This is a genomic window from Vibrio astriarenae, from assembly GCF_010587385.1.
Lineage (GTDB): Bacteria > Pseudomonadota > Gammaproteobacteria > Enterobacterales > Vibrionaceae > Vibrio > Vibrio astriarenae.
In genome coordinates this window covers 2,288,817-2,305,810 of record NZ_CP047475.1, presented here as the reverse complement: position 1 = coordinate 2,305,810, position 16,994 = coordinate 2,288,817, and the positions used below count along the sequence as shown (strand labels likewise).

General features: G+C 47.0%; 14 protein-coding genes. 11 read left to right on the top strand and 3 right to left on the bottom strand.

All coding sequences use genetic code 11. From position 1 onward, the window contains the following. The first annotated feature begins 29 nt into the window (after positions 1 to 29). From lpxB to GT360_RS10800, 8 genes are all read left to right on the top strand, one after another. A complete protein-coding gene (gene lpxB, locus GT360_RS10835; RefSeq protein ID WP_164648881.1) occupies positions 30 to 1,175 on the top strand; it encodes a lipid-A-disaccharide synthase in 1,146 nt (381 codons plus the stop codon). Next, positions 1,175 to 1,795 carry a ribonuclease HII gene (gene rnhB, locus GT360_RS10830; protein WP_164648880.1) on the top strand — a complete coding sequence of 207 codons (621 nt, stop codon included), beginning with the start codon at positions 1,175 to 1,177 and terminating at the stop codon, positions 1,793 to 1,795. Before lpxB ends, rnhB begins: the two co-directional genes overlap by 1 nt. A gap of 125 nt (positions 1,796 to 1,920) precedes the next feature. Further along, on the top strand, positions 1,921 to 5,400 hold the full coding sequence (gene dnaE / locus GT360_RS10825; RefSeq protein ID WP_164648879.1) for a DNA polymerase III subunit alpha: 3,480 nt from the start codon (positions 1,921 to 1,923) through the stop codon (positions 5,398 to 5,400). A 53-nt stretch (positions 5,401 to 5,453) separates the two neighbouring features. Beyond that, positions 5,454 to 6,413 carry an acetyl-CoA carboxylase carboxyl transferase subunit alpha gene (accA, locus tag GT360_RS10820; RefSeq protein ID WP_164648878.1) on the top strand — a complete coding sequence of 320 codons (960 nt, stop codon included), beginning with the start codon at positions 5,454 to 5,456 and terminating at the stop codon, positions 6,411 to 6,413. Positions 6,414 to 6,506: 93 nt separating this feature from the next. After that, positions 6,507 to 7,850 (top strand): tRNA lysidine(34) synthetase TilS, encoded by a 1,344-nt coding sequence (gene tilS, locus GT360_RS10815; protein ID WP_164648877.1) that lies wholly within the window; start codon positions 6,507 to 6,509, stop codon positions 7,848 to 7,850. A 103-nt stretch (positions 7,851 to 7,953) separates the two neighbouring features. Continuing rightward, positions 7,954 to 8,268 (top strand): c-type cytochrome, encoded by a 315-nt coding sequence (locus GT360_RS10810; protein WP_164648876.1) that lies wholly within the window; start codon positions 7,954 to 7,956, stop codon positions 8,266 to 8,268. Between the two features lie 188 nt (positions 8,269 to 8,456). Further along, complete coding sequence (glnB, locus tag GT360_RS10805) at positions 8,457 to 8,795, top strand: nitrogen regulatory protein P-II (protein ID WP_164648875.1); 339 nt, start codon at positions 8,457 to 8,459, stop codon at positions 8,793 to 8,795. 201 nt (positions 8,796 to 8,996) lie between these two features. Next, the gene (locus GT360_RS10800) at positions 8,997 to 9,776 is read left to right on the top strand and encodes an endonuclease/exonuclease/phosphatase family protein (RefSeq protein ID WP_420825448.1); all 780 of its coding nucleotides are present in this window, start codon (positions 8,997 to 8,999) and stop codon (positions 9,774 to 9,776) included. On the opposite strand, the gene GT360_RS10795 is transcribed toward GT360_RS10800, so the two are convergent. From GT360_RS10795 to gloB, 3 genes are all read right to left on the bottom strand, one after another. Further along, on the bottom strand, positions 9,773 to 10,462 hold the full coding sequence (locus GT360_RS10795; protein ID WP_164648871.1) for a YIP1 family protein: 690 nt from the start codon (positions 10,460 to 10,462) through the stop codon (positions 9,773 to 9,775). The two genes, GT360_RS10800 and GT360_RS10795, sit on opposite strands and share 4 nt — an antisense overlap. After that, the gene (locus tag GT360_RS10790; protein ID WP_164648869.1) at positions 10,462 to 12,039 is read right to left on the bottom strand and encodes a lytic transglycosylase; all 1,578 of its coding nucleotides are present in this window, start codon (positions 12,037 to 12,039) and stop codon (positions 10,462 to 10,464) included. Before GT360_RS10790 ends, GT360_RS10795 begins: the two co-directional genes overlap by 1 nt. 72 nt (positions 12,040 to 12,111) lie before the next feature. Next, on the bottom strand, positions 12,112 to 12,870 hold the full coding sequence (gene gloB, locus GT360_RS10785; RefSeq protein ID WP_164648867.1) for a hydroxyacylglutathione hydrolase: 759 nt from the start codon (positions 12,868 to 12,870) through the stop codon (positions 12,112 to 12,114). Between the two features lie 30 nt (positions 12,871 to 12,900). On the opposite strand from gloB, the gene GT360_RS10780 reads away from it, so the two are divergent. The 3 genes from GT360_RS10780 (at position 12,901) to GT360_RS10770 (ending at position 16,969) form a co-directional block, all read left to right on the top strand. Next, complete coding sequence (locus tag GT360_RS10780) at positions 12,901 to 13,650, top strand: class I SAM-dependent methyltransferase (protein ID WP_164648865.1); 750 nt, start codon at positions 12,901 to 12,903, stop codon at positions 13,648 to 13,650. Positions 13,651 to 13,796: 146 nt separating this feature from the next. Beyond that, positions 13,797 to 15,011: a sugar ABC transporter substrate-binding protein gene (locus GT360_RS10775; protein ID WP_164648864.1), complete on the top strand. Its 1,215-nt coding sequence runs from the start codon at positions 13,797 to 13,799 to the stop codon at positions 15,009 to 15,011. Further along, on the top strand, positions 15,008 to 16,969 hold the full coding sequence (locus tag GT360_RS10770; protein ID WP_164648863.1) for a diguanylate cyclase domain-containing protein: 1,962 nt from the start codon (positions 15,008 to 15,010) through the stop codon (positions 16,967 to 16,969). The genes GT360_RS10775 and GT360_RS10770 overlap by 4 nt, the downstream gene beginning before the upstream one ends. Positions 16,970 to 16,994 lie beyond the last annotated feature (25 nt).

Below are 16,994 nucleotides of genomic sequence, written 5' to 3'. Positions count from 1 at the left end.
TAATAGCAGAGTGGTTAGGAACAAGAGTGATGGCAAAACGTTTACGAGTGGGCATTGTGGCAGGAGAACTCTCGGGGGATACTCTGGGAGAAGGGCTGATTGCGCAGATTAAGCAGCAATATCCTGACGCTGAGTTTGTCGGCATCGGTGGGCCAAAAATGATCGCGCAAGGCTGTGAGTCTTGGTTCGATATGGAAGAGCTCGCGGTGATGGGGCTAGTGGAAGTATTAGGGCGACTCAAACGCCTACTCCATGTTAAGGCAGAACTTGTTAGACGCTTTAAGGCTAACCCGCCAGATGTTTTCATTGGTATTGATGCGCCTGACTTCAATCTCAGACTAGAACGCGACCTAAAGCAAGCGGGGATCAAAACGGTGCATTACGTTAGCCCATCAGTGTGGGCTTGGCGTCAAAACCGTATTCACGGTATTGCTAAAGCAACCGATCTTGTTCTGGCCTTCTTGCCGTTTGAAAAAGCCTTTTATGATAAGTTCAACGTGCCTTGCGAATTCATTGGTCATACATTGGCTGATGCAATTCCTTTGCAGTCAGACAAAGCTCAAGCGCGCCAAGAGCTTGGTCTTGCTGACGATAAACGTTGGCTGGCGGTATTGCCTGGAAGTCGAGGTAGTGAGTTAAATATGCTGGCTGAACCTTTTGTTCAGACTTGTCAAAAACTTCACCAAGATAATCCGTCGTTAGGCTTTGTCGTTGCACTAGTGAATGATAAGCGCCGAGCCCAATTTGAAGAGGTGTGGCAGCGTGTCGCACCAGAGCTTGATTTTGCCTTGGTTAACGATACGGCTCGTACCGTGATAACCGCATCTGACGCGGTTATGCTGGCATCGGGTACCGTCGCGCTCGAATGTATGTTAGTTAAGCGTCCGATGGTCGTGGCTTATCGAGTCAATGCGGTTACCGCATTTCTCGCCAAACGAATGCTAAAAACGAAATACGTTTCGTTGCCTAATATCTTAGCTGACGCACCTTTAGTGAAAGAGTTCCTTCAAGATGAGTGCACAGTGGAGAATCTTTACACTGAGGTGAAGCAGCTACTCGATGGGGATAACCAACCACTCATCGACAAGTTCACCGAAATGCATCAATGGATCCGTAAAGATGCAGATAAGCAAGCAGCGGATGCGGTATTAAATCTAATTGGAAATAAGCACTAATGGCTGCAACCAAAGCACAAGAACTCCCAGAATTTGAATATCCATCAGGCTATCAGCTCATTGCCGGTGTTGATGAAGTCGGGCGCGGCCCTTTAGTGGGTGATGTAGTCACCGCTGCCGTGATACTAGACCCGAATAATCCGATCGAAGGGCTGAATGACTCGAAGAAACTGAGCGAAAAGAAACGCCTAGCTTTGCTGCCGGAGATTAAAGAGAAGGCATTGGCCTGGTCTGTGGGTCGTTGTTCCCCAGAGGAGATTGATGAGCTTAATATCTTGCAAGCAACCATGGTGGCGATGCAACGCGCGATTGCTGGGCTTTCGGTACAGCCTGACCTTGCCCTTATTGATGGTAATCGCTGTCCAGAGCTGCCTATGGCAAGTCAAGCGGTGGTCAAAGGAGATTTGCGTGTCGCAGAGATCAGTGCTGCTTCGATTATTGCTAAGGTCGTCCGTGATCAAGAGATGGAAGAGCTCGATAAGCAACATCCAGAATTTGGCTTTGCCAAGCACAAAGGCTACCCAACGAAAGCACACTTTGAAGCGATTGAAAAGCACGGCGTGATTGAACAACATCGCAAAAGCTTCAAACCCGTTAAACGAGCATTAGGTATAGAGTAACCTTTGGCTCACTGAGAACTCACTGGGTGGTTTTACACCAGTTAGTCTCAACAAAGTTATACGTGGCGCGAAATTACGTTAATATTCGCTATTACACCATTTTCAGACAGCAATCGGACCGTTAAATGGCTGACCCTAAATTTATTCACCTTCGCATTCACAGTGACTTTTCCATGGTGGACGGAATCAATAAAGTTCCCCCATTGGTCAATAAAGTGGCTGAGCTCGGTATGCCGGCAATGGCGCTCACTGACTTTACCAACCTTTGTGGCTTGGTGAAATTTTATGGCAATGCGCATGGTAAGGGCATCAAACCGATCATTGGTGCAGACTTTGCGATGCAGTCTGATGAGTTTGGTGATGAGTTGACCTCTCTAACGGTGCTTGCTGCCGACAATGATGGCTATAAGAATCTGACGCTGCTGATTTCACAGGCCTATCTTCGCGGTCACGTTCAACACCAGCCAGTGATTGATAAGGCCTGGCTTGCCGACCATGCGAAAGGACTGATTGTCCTTTCTGGTGGTAAAAATGGTGAGATTGGCCGCGCTCTACTCAAGGGCAATCAAGCGCTTGCTAAGCAGTGTGGTGATTTTTATCAGCAACATTTTTTTGATCGTTTCTACTTGGAGTTAACTCGAACGGGTCGAGCGGATGAAGAGAGCTATCTTCACTTTGCGATCGAGTTTGCCGAGCAATATGATTTTCCGGTTGTCGCCACCAACGAGGTGGTTTTCATTGACCAAGATCTGTTTGAAGCGCATGAAATCCGTGTCGCGATACACGACGGTTTTACCCTAGATGATCCTCGCCGACCAAAAAACTATAGCCCTCAACAATATCTTCGCAGTGAAGAGGAGATGTGTGAGCTCTTTGCTGACATTCCAGAAGCGTTAGAGAACAGTGTTGAAATTGCTAAGCGCTGTAACGTGACAGTGCGCCTCGGTGAGTATTTTCTACCCGCCTTCCCAACGGAAGGTATGGAAGAGACCGACTTTTTGGTCAAGAAGTCGCAAGAAGGTCTTGAAGAGCGCTTAGAGTTCCTATTTCCTGACCCCGAAGTTCGCGCCGAGCGCCGCCCAGAATATGATGAGCGTTTGGATATCGAGCTTCAAGTTATCAACCAGATGGGATTCCCTGGTTACTTCTTGATTGTAATGGAGTTCATCCAGTGGTCAAAAGATAACGATATTCCGGTTGGTCCGGGGCGTGGTTCTGGTGCAGGCTCTTTGGTGGCTTACGCACTCAAAATCACCGACCTTGACCCACTTGAATACGATCTGCTTTTCGAACGCTTCTTGAACCCAGAACGTGTTTCGATGCCCGATTTCGATGTCGACTTCTGTATGGATAAGCGTGACCAAGTTATCGATCACGTGGCAGAAATGTACGGCCGTGATGCGGTGTCGCAGATCATTACCTTTGGTACGATGGCCGCCAAAGCGGTAATTCGCGATGTAGGTCGTGTACTCGGCCACCCGTTCGGGTTTGTTGACCGTATTTCAAAGTTGATTCCGCCTGATCCTGGTATGACGCTAGAGAAGGCATTTAAAGCGGAACCCGCGCTACCAGAACTGTATGAACGCGATGAGGAAGTGAAAGATCTCATCGATATGTGTCGCATCCTTGAAGGGTGTACACGTAATGCCGGTAAACACGCAGGTGGTGTTGTTATTTCACCAACCACGATTACCGATTTTGCCCCTATTTATGCCGATTCAGAAGGGCATTTCCCGGTTACGCAGTTTGACAAAAACGACGTTGAAACCGCAGGCTTAGTTAAGTTTGACTTCTTGGGTCTGCGAACCCTAACCATCATTGACTGGGCGCTTGGGTTGATTAACCCGCGTCTGGAAAAAGAGGGTCTAGCCCCCGTTCGAATTGAATCGATTCCTTTGGAAGATGAGACTTCGTTCAATCTATTGCAAAACTCAGAGACGACGGCGGTATTCCAGCTTGAATCGCGCGGCATGAAAGAGCTGATTAAGCGTCTGCAGCCGGACTGTTTTGAAGATATTATCGCTCTGGTAGCGCTTTTCCGTCCGGGCCCACTCCAATCGGGCATGGTAGATAACTTTATCGACCGTAAGCATGGTCGAGAGGCGATCTCCTACCCAGACGAAAAGTGGCAACATGAGTCGCTAAAGGAGATTCTAGATCCAACCTACGGTATTATCCTCTATCAGGAGCAGGTAATGCAGATCGCCCAGGTCTTGTCGGGTTATACCCTTGGCGGAGCGGATATGCTGCGTCGTGCGATGGGTAAGAAAAAGCCTGAAGAGATGGCCAAGCAGCGAGCCACCTTTGAAGAAGGGGCGGTTGAAAATGGTGTCGATGGCGAGTTGGCAATGAAGATCTTCGACTTGGTAGAGAAGTTCGCAGGTTACGGCTTTAACAAATCGCACTCAGCCGCTTACGCACTGGTCTCATACCAAACATTGTGGCTAAAAACCCACTATCCAGCAGAGTTCATGGCGGCGGTAATGACGGCCGATATGGATAACACTGAGAAAGTAGTTGGCCTGGTGGATGAGTGCTTGCGAATGAAGCTTAAAGTGCTGCCGCCCGATATCAATGCAGGCTTGTATCGATTTAATGTCGATGAAAAGGGCGCAATTGTCTATGGCATTGGTGCCATCAAAGGGGTCGGTGAAGGCCCTATCGACGCAATTTTAGAGGCGCGAGAAAAGGACGGCTACTTCAAAGACCTGTTTGATTTCTGTGCCCGTATCGACCTGAAAAAGGTCAATAAGCGAGTGATTGAAAAGCTGATTTATGCGGGTGCGCTTGACCGTCTTGGGCCACACCGAGCGGCGTTAATGGCGTCTCTTGACGATGCCGTGAAGGCGGCTGCGCAGCATCACCAGGCAGAAGCGTTTGGTCAAAGTGACATGTTTGGTGTGTTAACGGATGCGCCAGAAGAAGTCGAACATAAATATATTCAGGTGCCGCCATGGCCAGAAAAAGTGTGGTTAGAGGGCGAGCGTGATACGCTTGGACTATATCTAACTGGCCACCCGGTCAATGAGTATCTCAAAGAGCTCGATAAATACACCAGCTGTCGTCTAAAAGATGCGACGCCGACTCGCCGTGACCAGACGGTCACTTTATCGGGTTTGGTGATTGCCGCGCGCGTTATGACGACGAAACGGGGCACTCGCATCGGTATTATGACATTGGATGATCGCAGTGCACGTATTGAAGTGATGTTGTTCTCCGATGCGCTGGAAAAATACGCAGATTTGCTGGAAAAAGATAAAATTTTGGTGGTTTCGGGACAGGTCAGCTTTGATGACTTCAATGGCGGCCTTAAAATGTCCGCGCGCGAAGTTATGGATTTAGGCTCTGCACGCGAGAAGTTTGCACGCGGGTTATCTATCTCCATCAATGAATCTCAAATAAATGAAACGTTTTTTGAGCGCTTTAGTCAGATATTAGAACCACATAGAGCCGGCAGTGTGCCAGTGCATGTATACTATCAAAGGTCAGATGCACGAACCCGTATTACCATGGGGACTCAGTGGCGCGTGACGCCAAGCGATAAATTACTAGACGAATTAAAACAGCTACTGGGCAAACGCCAGGTAGAACTCGAATTTCACTAACCTCGACTGTCACGGATTTCGGTGCGGTAAATCGAGTAAACAAGGATCTATAAATGAGCCTAACTTTTTTAGAATTTGAAAAGCCGATTGCAGAACTAGAAGCTAAAATTGAAGCGCTTCGTGATGTAACTCGCCACGGTGGCGACAGCTCGGTTGATCTAGACAAAGAGATCAAGCAGCTTGAGAAGAAAAGCCAAGAGCTAAAACAGAAAACATTCAGCGATTTAAGTGCTTGGCAGACGGCTCAACTTGCTCGTCATCCACAGCGTCCTTATACGTTGGACTACCTAGAACACGTATTCACTGAGTTTGATGAACTTGCCGGTGACCGAGCGTACGCAGACGATAAAGCCATTGTGGGTGGTATAGCACGCCTAGAAGGTCGCCCTGTCATGGTGATTGGTCACCAGAAGGGTCGTGAAACCAAAGAAAAAGTAAAACGTAACTTTGGCATGCCTAAGCCTGAGGGTTACCGTAAAGCACTACGCTTGATGAAGATGGCGGAGCGTTTCAACATGCCTATCGTTACCTTCATTGATACTGCAGGTGCATACCCTGGCGTCGGCGCAGAGGAGCGTGGTCAGTCAGAAGCTATTGCAACTAACCTTAAGGTGATGGCAGGACTGAAAGTGCCGGTTATTTGTAATGTTATCGGTGAAGGCGGCTCGGGTGGGGCACTGGCTATTGGTGTCGGCGATTACGTGAACATGCTGCAGTACTCAACGTACTCGGTGATCTCACCAGAGGGTTGTGCTTCCATTCTTTGGCGTGATGCAGAAAAGGCGCCACAAGCGGCAGAGGCAATGGGTCTAACTGCTCCACGCTTAAAAGATCTAGAGCTTATCGATGAGATTATTGAAGAGCCTCTTGGCGGCGCACACCGAGATTACGCTGCAATCTCTGGCTCAATGAAAGCGCTGCTGCTGAAACAGCTAGCAGAACTAGAGCAGTTCGATAATGAGGCTCTATTGGAGCGCCGTTATGAGCGTTTGATGAGCTACGGTTACTGTTAATCGTATTTCTCTCGCGAAGTAAACACGCTAAGATAACAGAGGGTTGGCATTGTGCCAGCCCTTTATTGTATTTACAAAGGTATCAGCCTATTCATGTCCATCGTTGAGTCTCAATTTCAATCAGTGTTAAAGCCTCTCGTTCACAGCGAATCAAACCTCGTTGTGGCTTTGAGTGGTGGTCTTGACTCGATGGTGCTCTTGCAGCTGAGTGCTGCTTTTGCCCGTGAGCAGCGCCTGAAATGTTGTGCGATTCATGTACACCATGGGCTGAGCAACAATGCGGATGAGTGGGCTGAAGTTTGCAAAAAGGTGTGTGAACAGCTAGGTGTCGAGATCATTACTGAGCATGTATCACTCGACCTTTCTCATGGTGAGAGCGTTGAGCAGCTTGCGCGCAGTGCCCGTTACCAGGCACTTGAGCAGCATATGACTCCGCAATCTCTTCTGCTCACAGGTCAGCATGGTGACGATCAGCTTGAGACGTTTTTACTGGCATTAAAGCGTGGGAGTGGACCAAAGGGCTTAGCTTCGATGGGGTCTATATCCCCTATGGCGTCTGGCCTCATGGTTCGTCCACTACTCAACTTGTCTCGTCAGGAGCTTGAAGCATGGGCGACGAAAGCACAGCTGCAGTGGGTGGAAGACGAAAGTAATCAAGACCAGAGATTTGATCGTAACTTCATTCGCCACAGTGTGACACCTGCATTAAAAGCACGTTGGCCGAATATCCTGCAATCGACCGTGCGCACCGCGGCATTATGTGCCGAGCAAGAAGCTCTGCTAGACGAGCTGTTGAGGGACAAGCTGGATTCATCAGTCAATGGCTTTGGTGGGCTGCTCATTGAAGACTTGACGCCGCATACTGAGGTCTATCGTTTTCGCTTAGTAAGAATGTGGCTCGCCAGTCATGGTGAGTTGATGCCTTCCCAAGCACAAATGCACCAGTTGTGGTCGAGCATTGCTTGCGCTCAACCAGATGCCAACCCCCAGTTAAAACTCGCGAGGGGTACGGTGAGACGTTTTCAAGGCGCATTGTATTGGGTCGAGTCTTTTGAGGATGTAACGCACTGGTCACAATCTCTAACATTAACAAAGACATTGCTTCTCCCTGATGGGTTAGGTGAGCTAGGATTACAAAAAATGGCGCAAGCCGATGCGCCGTGTTCTGCGCGAGTCGGCATTTTGCGAGCACCAGCACCGGGTGAGGATTATCGAGTTGTGTTTGATCCTACTGGCTTATCCGCCCACCCAGAGGCGCGTCAACATAGCCGAAAATTGAAAAAGCTATTTCAGGAGTATGGAGTGCCGAGTTGGTTGCGTCGCCGCACTCCGATCATTATGTCAAACGAGCAAGTGGTGGCGGTTGTGGGACTGTTTGTGGACCAGCGTTTTTCCGGACAAGATATCGAACTCATCTGGCACAGGGAGATAAAATAATCATCCACTCGAAGATTTTATACGTACCTACTTTTGTTTTTCTGTTTTGAGTACGTAGTGACTACACAAAAAGCAATGATATTAAAAGCAATAAGGAAGTGACATGAAAAAACTAATGATGGGCGTTGTTTGTGCTCTGGGCATCACGAGTGTAAGCGCAGTGGCAGCAGGTGATATAGAAGCAGGGAAAGCCAAATCAGCCATTTGTGCAGCCTGCCATGGGGCTGATGGTATCGCCACGATTCCTGGTTATCCAAACCTTAAGGGGCAGAATGAGCAGTATTTGATCTCATCTGTGAAAGCGTACAAAAACAAAGAACGCCAAGGAGGCCTTGCGGCGGTGATGCAGGCGCAGGCATCTATGCTAAGTGATCAGGACATCGCGGACCTAGCCGCCTACTATGCGAGCTTAAAATAATCATTTAGCGAGTTTAAAATAAGAAATTGAAGCCCAAGCATCACGCTTGGGTTATTAATTTGCGCAAACGTTTTCTTTTGGCTTTGAGATCTTGTCCAGTTAAGTGACAATTAATGATTGTCGGGGCTGCATATCACTGTGTCTAGAGGTTATAATGCGCCTAAAGTGAATACGATCAAGGGATTAACATGAAAAAAATTGAAGCGATTATCAAGCCGTTCAAACTTGATGATGTACGTGAAGCTTTAGCGGAAGTAGGCATTACGGGCATGACTGTTTCTGAGGTAAAGGGCTTTGGCCGTCAGAAAGGTCACACAGAACTTTACCGTGGCGCAGAGTACATGGTGGACTTTCTACCGAAAGTAAAACTAGAAATCGTGGTTAACGCCGATGTTGCTGACCAGTGTGTTGATACCATCATTGAAACGGCGCAGACGGGTAAAATCGGTGACGGTAAAATTTTCGTTACGGACATTGAGCGTATCGTTCGTATTCGCACTGGCGAAGAGGACGAAGAGGCGATTTAATCGCGGTGTCATTCAACGCCACATACCAAAAAAGGAGCAGATGCTCCTTTTTTAATGCCTTGACCCCTGCACCTGATTGATTATTAGGGTTATACTCGAAATCATGTCATTTTGGTGGAGAGTGTTGTTTTGAAGCGATTTTTTTCAAATTCAATTGTCATTTTGTCGCTGGTCTTAGCTACCGTCGTGGCTGGCTTTGATATGGTGTTCTCAAAATCGGATACGCCCCAGTTAGTGGTTTATGACAAAAGCGCTTCTCAAGCTCCTGATATTCAGTGTTATTACAACGACACGCCTCATGCGATAGATCAAGATGGTTATATTGAGCTCTTGGTTTGGAACATCTACAAACAAAATCGCTCCAACTGGAAGACAGCACTCAATAAGTTGAGCCAAAGTAGTCAACTTGTGTTGCTGCAAGAAGCTAGCTTGACCAAGGAATTACAAAGCTGGATTGGTCAGGGTAACTGGAATGGAAATGCCGTTGATGCCTTCAAGGCATTTGAGACCTCGGCTGGGGTGTTAAATATCGCAAGGCAGTTGCCAGCCAAAGCTTGCGCTTATATCGAGCTAGAGCCATGGTTGCGCTTACCTAAATCGGCATTGTATGCAGAATATGCCCTTTCGAATAGTGAGCAACTCGCCGTGGTGAATATTCACTCGGTTAACTTTACCTACGGCACGGATGAGTATCAGCGTCAGTTGTCCGCGCTGGTGACTGAGCTGCAAAAGCATCAGGGACCTGTTATTGCAGCGGGAGACTTCAATAGCTGGAGCGCAGAGCGCGTTGAGGTGATGCAGCAAGCACTGAAGAAGGTTGGTTTAAGGCCTGCCACTTATGAACCGGATTATCGCAAACAGTTCGTCAATGGCCTGCCGTTTGATCATATTTACTATCGTGGCTTGACGCTAGAAACAGCAAAGGCACCCAAAACGGATGCCTCTGATCATAATCCATTGATTGCGCGATTTAAGCTTTAACCAAAAATCACAATATACAGTGCCCAAATGGTGTAAAAGGCAATCCAAGGTAACGTGGCAATCACCAGTGCTGGACCACGCTCAAGCTGTGTCCAAGTGCCTAGTGCTGCGAAACCTAGCACGATATACCAAGGCATTAACAGCGGGAATGAGCTCGCAAATTGTGACCAGTTATGTCCCAGCGGCAGTTTGATCAGACCGTTGAGGCTATTTAGGTCAGCGGCATAAATCATCACATCACCGTGTTTAAGCAGTACACTCACATAGCTAGCAAGATCGCCAATCACAGCAGGAAAAATCATCACGGTTGCCGCTGCAAACCATTTCCAAAAACCAAGCTGCAGTTGGTTATTTTTCGTGGCTAAGTTAAACCAGAACGTCAACATGATAATGGTGAGAGTTCGGCCTGCGATATCGCTGATGATTTCACTGGCCATTAGCGTATTGGCATCAATCTGAGCAATCTGCTCAGGCGTCGCATTGGGTAACTGCGACACAAGCACCTGACGCATAGTTTCAAAATCAGCAAGATCGAAATACGCGCCCCAAAATAGGAAGGGGCTAAGAATTAAGAAAATATAAGTCTGCCACCCCCATGCGCCACGTTGATAGAGCGCAAGAAAAGCGGCCGATGGCGCGCGAAAAATATCGAGCACCATGATTAAAGGGTTGCTTGAACCGTTCATTACACACTCACCTTCGTAACATCAACATAGAGCTTAAGACGCTGACCTGGCTGAAGATATTTCTGGTTATGTAGCTCGTTCCATTTCACAACGTCACGACTCTTTACTTTGAATTTGTCGGCAATGCCGCTAATGGTATCACCAGAGCGAACGTTATAGATGACGGTGCGAATAATTGAGCCCTCTTTCCCCTCTTTCCACACGACAAGGCTTTGGCCCACACGCAATGTATCGTTCGGTGCCATACCATTCCATTGTGCAAGTGATCGGTAGGAGACACTGTGTGCTCTCGCAATCGTCCACAAGCTTTCACCGCTCTTCACTTGATGGTTGAGCTTATACTGGCCACGAGATTGCGCCTGTGTGCTCTTTAGACGGTTGCTTGCGGTTAACGCATACGCTTGGTCATCTTTGATTGAGTTCGGCACCATGAGGTGTTGCCCGATGCGAATATTGTCGTCGCTCAGGCCATTCGCTGTGCGGATCACCTGCGAGGTCGTATTGTGGCGCTGAGCAATGACGCTAAGGCTATCGCCAGATTTTACTTGGTAGCGAACTAAGCGCACGCCTTTACCACGATTTGCTTCTAGGTTTTCCTTGAATTGCTGTACTGATGACGTAGGAAGCAAAAGCTGGTGGTACGTCTCTGGTGCTGTTGACCATTGGTTGTAGGCAGGGTTGAGGCCTTGCAGCTCTTTTACGCTAATCCCTGCATACTCCGCAGCAACCGCGAGGTCGAGTTGCTCTTCTGGATCAATCTGAGTGACGACTTTTTCGTTAGCGATGGCTGGAATATCTATGCCGTACTTCTCTTGATTCGCAACGATGTCTGCAAGTGCTAACAGTTTAGGTAGGTAGCCACTGGTCTCTTTAGGAAGGTCTAAAGAGAAGAAATCGGTTGGTTTGCCTGCGTTGCGGTTTTTACGAATGGCACTGTTTACGCGACCACCACCACTGTTGTAGGCAGCAATAGCGTGTGACCAATCACCATCGAAGCGACGGCTTTGTTGGGTGAGATAATCCAGTGCGGCATCGGTGGATGCTGAAACATCACGGCGACCGTCATACCAAAAGTTTTGCTCTAAGCCCATCGCTTTACCGGTGGCAGGGACAAATTGCCACAAACCCGCGGCACGACCATGTGAATAGGCGAACGCATCGAATGAGCTTTCAACGATAGGCAATAAAGCGAGCTCCATTGGTAGATCGCGCTCTTCAATCTTCTCAACAATCAAGTGCATAAAAGGTTGTGCACGTTGAGATACAGTGCGCAGATGCCCAGGGTGCTTCAAATACCAAGTTCGGTAGTAGTCGACGGTTTTGTGCTGTGGGATTGGCATCTCAAGTTGCATTGCAATGCGTTGCCACACATCTTCTTGAGACTGAGGTGTGACAACAGGCTCTTTCGCCAGCTTAGGTGTTGCATCAGTTTCAGGCTGCTGCACAGCAGTGGATTCTTCCACTTGGCTCACTTCGTCCTTTGATGTCTCTTTAGGTTGTGAGTCAGAGTTGGGGTTAGGAGCGACCTGACAACCAACTAAGATCGTCCCTAACAAACCACAGATGAGTACGCGCATAAATACAGCCTATTTTTCAATTCGGCTGCTGATAATACTTTCGTCAATATCCTCTAGGCAAGGGGAGGATTGTCAAAATTCGTTTTTCCACTCACGTAAAGCGGTAAAAACAGACAGCGGGTCGTTAGCTGGTGTGCGATTGGTCACGGATTTCAACACTGCGACCTCTTCCAGGCGCAGGAATGGATTGATACGTTTTTCTAGCTCTATTGTCGTAGGTAGAGTCGGTCGCTCTAAGCCGCGTAGGCGAATCACTTCATCACGGTAAGCGAGTAAGTGTGGGTTTTCTGGCTCAACGGCAAGCGCAAAAGCAAGGTTGCTCAGGGTGTATTCGTGGGCGCAGTAAACTTCAGTTTCAATGGGTAGTTTTGCGAGTTTGTCTAGCGATTGCCACATCTGCTCCATTGTTCCCTCAAATACGCGACCACAGCCACCAGAAAACAGTACGTCGCCACAAAACAGTTTACCGTCGCCAACAAAACCAATATGACCAGAAGTATGTCCTTCCAAGTCGAGAACTAAAAAGCGCTCGCCAAACAGTTCAAACTGATCGCCCCCTTGCAGAGTTTGCGTTACGGTAGGAATAGGCTCGTTGAGAGGACCTAACACATCAACATTGGGGTTCTGGCGAACTAACTCAGCGACACCACCGATATGGTCATTGTGATGGTGAGTAATCAAAATGGCTTCTAATTCAAGATTATGCTTAGCAAGATAATCGAGAACAGGTTGGGCATCACCGGGGTCAACCACCGCACACCCTTGTTGGCTATTTTCAATTAGCCAGATGTAATTATCGTTAAATGCAGGTATGCTTTTGACAGGTAACATAGTTGAATCTCTAGATGATGTAGGTTACGGATGAAGCCAGCTCGTAGTAAAAAGGAACTGAATAAACCCACCACTTGGAGTGAACTGCAAAACGGTCACTGGGTGAGTGAGTCAATCCAACTTCGCTTAGATGAATGGTGCCCTAAATTGTTTGGCTATCATCTACTTAAACTTGGTGGCTTAAGTAGTGAGCTTGCCAGTTGTCATTGCAATATTCAACATCAAGTTAATCTCGACCGCGATAACCCTATTGCGAGTGTGATTGCAGACCCTTTTGAGCTTCCATTTATTGAAAAGAGTTTTGATGCAGTAATTTTAGCTCATCAGCTCGACTTTTGTGATGACCCCCACCGTTTACTACGGGAAATTGATCGGATTATGATCGATGACGGCTATCTTATTCTGACGGGCTTTAACCCATTGAGTTTAACCGGCATCTCCAGTTTGCTGCCATGGCGTAAAAACAATCTGCCTTGGAGTGGGCGAATGTTTACTCCTTCACGCATTAAAGACTGGCTTGGTGTCCTTAACTATGAAGTGATTGAGTGTGATGGTTATGCGGTCTTCCCTTATCAATTTAATCGAACGTTTTGGACTTGGTTAGAAAACAGTCTAGGGCAATGGTGCCGCCCAGCAGGTAGCCTGTATTTTATTGTTGCTCGCAAACGAACGTGTCCACTTAAACCAATAAAACCTCACTGGCAGCTAAAACGTAGGCTGTCGCCCCTAGTCAACTATTCCAAGATTGGCTCGCGAGTGGGATCCCGAAGACAATTGTAATCAACGTTGAGTTGTATCATCTTTAGTATGAAAATACTCCTGTTATTACGTGAGAACCGTGTTACTTTACGTTTGCACAAAGCTATCCCTTTATATGCATAACAGGTGATGTTTTGTCGCATAGGTTTGGTTAGTGAGTTATTAGTTTGCGTGCTGTTCGTCTATTCATAAATTCTCTGCTGTTATTGGTTTCTGCATCGGCTTTTGGAGAAACCGAAGATATTGACTCCAGTTTGAATGAGAATCCAAATTCTCCGCTCTCTATCGAAGTTTGGTCATCATTTCAGGGCGACTTGCTAGATATAGCTGCAATACGCTTTCAACATGAGACTGGAAATGAGCTTGCCATTCGTCAGTTTAGCTCGACCTTTGAGCTACGCTCTGAACTGCTTATCGCACAGCTATTTGGTACGTATGTCCCCGATCTTGTTTGGATGCCTTCAGACTTTATTGGCCTTCATGACTATATGGGGCTTTCACCGTTTCCCAATGACTGGGTAGATAAAACACTATTCGAGCAGCGGAGCATCGATTCATTGAGTTTAGATGGACAGTTTTTTGGTGTTCCCTTATCTCTCGGCAATCACCTTATGCTTTATTACGATAAACGCCGAGTAACCAAACCTGCGACCAGTTGGGAAGCTCTGATATCGGCTTCTCGCTTGATGGATAAACCCATTCTCGCTATAACGTTGAACGACGCCTATTTTTTTAACGCCTTTTTCTCTCTGTATTATCCAACTTCACCGTTGGTAAGTTTTGAATTCGACCAACAAGCCACAGAGCAGACCCTCACTTTTGTTCGAAGTCTGATTGAATTAGGGGTGATCGTTGCGGATTGCGATCATCAATGTGGTCGTGAAAAATTGCTCAATGGTGAGGTTGACTATTTAATTGATGGTGACTGGGCGCTGAGTCATCTTCCTGCACCTTATGCAAAGAGCCATCTTGCTATCGCACCAACGCTACCAACTTGGCGAGACAAGGAGATGATCTCTTTTTCAGGAGGGAAAGTCATCGCCATTACTGAGGTTGCCTTGGCAGAGACGAGCAAGCGTGATGTTCTCAGAAAGTTCATCGAGTTAATTCAAGATCCTGTGTTTCTTTCGGAATTAAAAAGAGAGGCTTACCACGTTTCGGCGGTCTCTTCTTTAAATAATGATAAACATTATTCAGCTCTGGAAAAGGCAATCTACGAGCAATATTTGCGCGCACAACCTATGCCTATCGACCCGAGATTAAGTATTGGTTGGGAATCACTGGCGCGAACCTTACAGCGAGTTGATGAGGGTATGCCTATCGATCAGGCGGCGTTTTTCTTTGAAGAGTTCTTTTCTAAGTATCAAAAGAGGTTGAAATGAGAAGAGAACTTCCAACAATTAATATCAGGGTTGCACTGATTGTGCTGGTGGCTTCATGCACCCTTCTACCGTTGCTGTACCTCAGTCACTATTTCATCGACACGCAGGTGACTTTTTTACAGGAGCAGAAGACAAGGCAACTTAATAATACCGACTCTGCTGTCCTTGCTACCATTCGCACTGATGTTACTCGTCTTCTTGATACCGTTGCTCTCTATTCTGCCGACCGGTTTGTTATTCAAGCAACCAATAACATCTTTTATTCGTCACCGATGCAGAGAAAGATCAATGACTTCATTGGCCTTACTGATATCGATGCCACCGTCTACTTTGCGGACCGAGGCTGGGATATCGCTTACGAAGCAAGTGGCAGTGTGTATCATTTTGAGAATAGTGGCCTGATTAAGCAGATTAGGGATCAGCAAGCGATACTCTCTTCCGGCTTAGGCTTCACACTGCATTACCAAGAACCATTGCTCGTTGATGCCGGAGAGGGGAGAGGGGTCGCTTTTGTTGCTCCGTTGCTGCCTTTTACACTGGAGAAAGTCAGTCAGTACGAGCCTCAGGGCTATATCATAATATTAATTGATTACAAAAGTTTATCTTCGAGAGTCAAGCCATTGCTTCTTGAAGAAGAGTCAATCGAGTTTCGACCACCCCATCCAATACCAAGTGTTGACGGTGACTCTGTACTATCACGTAACTTGACGATAAATCACCCGACTATAAGTCAACCTTTTGAGCTTCAGCTGATTTATTCTTTGTCAGATACAGCAAGGACCGAGCAGTTGACCGTCTATCAGAACCAGATGAGACGGGTTATTGGGGTTGTGTTTTTGGTTTCCGTAGCGTTGGTCTGGCTGGTGAACCACTTATTTAGTCGCCAGTTTTCACGTATTAACCAAGTGGTGCTCGAACTCTCGCGTGGTGGCGAGGCAAGTGCAATAAACCGCCCATTTAAGTACGTTTTTAGTGAACTACGAAACATTGAGAGACTGATTAAGGCACAAAGAAGCCGTATTAGTCTGCAGGTGGCAGAGTTAAAGTCTTCAAACCTAAAGCTGGAAGAAGCCAACATCACGATAGCAAATAAAAATCAGCAGCTTGAAACCTTTAATGCTCGCCTAGAGGAGCAGGTTGTAGAAAAAACCAAAGCACTGCAGCAAACTCTAAATAGAGAAGCAAGGCACAGTAAAATGCTTGATCTCATCTTGCAAAATATCAGTGACTTTTCATCCATCGGGTATCGGGGGCTACCGCAGCTGGTACAAGATCAGCTGACGATGCTCTTTGAGTTTGAAGTCGTTAAGTTTACGTACCAAAGGCATGAGGGAAGCCATCTAGAACTGTTGTCTTCCTTTGATAAGGTGCAAGGTCATATCTCCCATAAACCTCTTTTGCTGAAAGATGAAGAGCAGGTGTTGATGGACATTTATTGCCAACAATTAGCCTCTTGGATTGAACTTGAACGAATAGGTCGTTGTGATGGCCTTACGCATAGTCTTAACCGCTTGGCTTTTGATGATGATTTTAACTATTTAAAACAAAAGCTTGAGAATGATGAGATTGGCCAGTTTGCTTTAGTCGTTATCGACATTAATGGCTTAAAGCCAGTGAATGACCATTATGGTCATGAGCTTGGAGATAAACTCATTATCGCGTGTTGTAAACTGTTACAGAACACGTCTTTTACCAATGTTGCTAATGTTTATCGTGTTGGTGGGGATGAGTTTGTGATGCTTTTACCTGACGTTAGTGAGGGCGAGTTACATTCACTCCAGCGGCAACTAGAGCAAGCACAAATGGGGGCAGAGGTGTTTGATGAGGCGGGTCATGCGCACCGTGTCAGTTTCTCAATTGGTGTGGTGCACAGTGATGACCATGCACCTAACGATATGTTTCAAATTGCCGATGATGAGATGTATCGCAGTAAACATCGTTACTATCATCAAGCTTAACCGAGCCATCAATAACGAAGTAGCG